This window comes from Methanoculleus sp. (assembly GCF_030019085.1).
Lineage (GTDB): Archaea > Halobacteriota > Methanomicrobia > Methanomicrobiales > Methanoculleaceae > Methanoculleus.
Window position 1 is genome coordinate 1 of record NZ_JASEFJ010000048.1, and the last position, 2,402, is coordinate 2,402.

Below are 2,402 nucleotides of genomic sequence, written 5' to 3' on the forward strand. Positions count from 1 at the left end.
GACGAAGATCCTGAACCGGGCAGCAAGCCCATCCATACTATTTTTACAATAGATTTGCGCTATTAGTCTGCAGATAAATACACGCCTTCAGCCAGGTTAGCGCACCGGGTGTGGCGACCCAGCTCCCGGTTGCGCCAAGTGCGTAGATGATCGCCTCGTTCCGGTCCCCAAAACTGTAGTAGTCGGGCAAATCTCTCGGATACGGGCTCTCTCCGAGCAGGTATTCCGGGACAAATGGGTTCTGCCGCACGGCATCATCGAGCGCTTTGTTGGCCGCCTCCGCGCCAGCCTCCTTCCTGAAGAGCCAGAGAGGTCTTCCGTAGACGATCGATGCCCCGGGGTCATCGCCGTATTTCTCCAGGATCATCTCAAATAGATCGTCCCTGCCCGCTTCCGCAAAACACCGGGCAATTATATCCCTAACGCCCTGGTTGTCCCCCGGGTTGAGGCGCAGCATCTCCTGGTAGACCCTGAACGCCTCATCCATATCCCCGGACGCCAGGAGGCTATCTCCAAGTGAGAGCAACGCCCGCATGTAGGGACGCGTCTCGATCAGCAACCAGAAATTCCCTGCCTCGTTCTCGATATACTCCTTTCCGAGCACCCGCTCCCCTGCGGCCACGCCCTCATGGGCATACTCCAGTGCTTTTTGAGGGTCCTCCTCCATATCGGCCAGTAGCACCCAGGCATCGGCGCAGTCCCGTGAGATCTCAAGCGCGCGTCTGGCCAGTTCCACCCTCCGGTGCCCGCTCGCCTCCATCGCGTCGTAGGCGACCTGTTGCGCCTTCTTGAGCGGAGTGTCAGTGCGTGCCTCCGGCGGGCCCTCCTCCTCGATGACCTTCTGGAGGTATGCGTTTACCTCTGCAATCGATCCAAACTGCTTACCCTGTAGCAGATCCATGACGCCGAGACTACCTCTCTCGTTTGCTGCCTGCATCGCTGTATAATCAAGTTTCTTCTTATTTTCTGTCATTTTCTGTCAAGCCTGAATACTGAAGGCTTTGATCGCGAAGAGAGATAGAACTTTTCGGACGACCCATCCAGGGCGCGCAAGACGCGCACGCGCCCCGCACGACGAGGCTGTCAGGCCAGTTCCTTCAGGTGGTGCCCTGGTTTGATGAACCTCGCCGCGAGCGGTTTACGGGTTCGGGAGTGTGCAATCGCTGCCCGGAAAGAGAGTGCCCGCTGACACGCTGCGACAGGGGGCGGGGAACGTCCCACTCCCCACCCCCGCGGGGGCGATTCTCCATCGATACAGTTTCAGGGAGGAGACAGCCTCCGGATCGTCTCATTCTTCACCCTGCACTGCCTCTCGGCCTTATAATCACTCACAGTCCATTCGTTCCCGGCGGAGTGTTGTTCGACGAAAGACGTTAAGCCGGGGCGATTCGAAGGGTCTCCGCACATACCACCCTGCTGGAAACTATCCGGAATCATGTTCTCGGGATTATTGGTCATGGGTGGCCGCGCGACGTGTAAGTGATTGACACATAAAACGTTAATAGACAGAGGTCGAAGTCTGCCTTAAGACGCCGCAGGAAAACGGCCCTGGCAGAGTGCAGAATGATAAAAACAGAGAACCTCACAAAGGTGTATAACGGAAAACCGGCCGTAGATGGCCTGAACCTGGAGGTCGGGACAGGTGAGATCTTCGGTTTTCTTGGCCCGAACGGTGCCGGGAAGAGCACAACGATCCTGATGCTCACCGGCATGATCGAGCCAACCGCCGGCCGGTGTTTTGTCGACGGGATCGAGGTCGCAAAGGACCCGCTCGCTGTTAAGAAGATCATAGGCTACCTCCCCGAAGACGTCGGGTTCTACGGGAACCTGACCGGCGAACAGAACCTGGACTACTTCGCCCGGTTCTACGGCATGGACGCAGCAGACCGGAAGGAACGGATCGCCGACCTCCTCAGACTCGTCCACCTCGACGGCGTCACCCAGAAGGCGGGGGATTACTCCCGCGGGATGAAACAGCGGCTCGGACTTGCCCAGGCGCTGATCAACGATCCGAAGGTCCTCTTCCTCGACGAACCCACGGCAAACCTCGACCCCGAGGGCGTCAGGGAGTACCGCGACCTCATCAAGCGGCTTGCCGGCGATGGAAAGACGGTCTTTGTATCCTCCCACATCCTCTCGGAGGTCCGGGCGGTCTGCCGGACGGTCGGGCTGCTTGCAGCAGGAAGGCTTGTTGCGCAGGGAACCATCGAGGAGGTCGCCCGAACCCTTGCATCCCCCGATGGCGGGACATTCCAGATTGTCGTCGAGACCGCGGAAGACCTGCCGGACGTTGACGACCCCGAGATCATCGCGGTCGAGCGGAACGGGAACCGTGCGGTCATCCAGGCAAAGAGCGATATCCGGGAGAGGCTTGCCGCGACCATCGCCGAACGGGGGCTGCA

Annotated in this window: 2 protein-coding genes; one reads left to right on the top strand and one right to left on the bottom strand. The window is 59.2% G+C overall.

Translation table 11 applies throughout. The features are described 5' to 3' along the window. Positions 1-43: 43 nt before the first annotated feature. A complete protein-coding gene (locus QMC91_RS09870; RefSeq protein ID WP_300238069.1) occupies positions 44-973 on the bottom strand; it encodes a tetratricopeptide repeat protein in 930 nt (309 codons plus the stop codon). Between the two features lie 590 nt (positions 974-1,563). On the opposite strand from QMC91_RS09870, the gene QMC91_RS09875 reads away from it, so the two are divergent. After that, the coding region (locus tag QMC91_RS09875) for an ABC transporter ATP-binding protein (RefSeq protein ID WP_300238070.1) at positions 1,564-2,402 on the top strand (839 nt) is incomplete at its 3' end.

Coding starts and splice junctions, on each gene's coding strand:
- QMC91_RS09870 (WP_300238069.1), bottom strand. CDS start 973: ATGACAGAAAATAAGAAGAAACTTGATTATACAGCGATGCAGGCAGCA.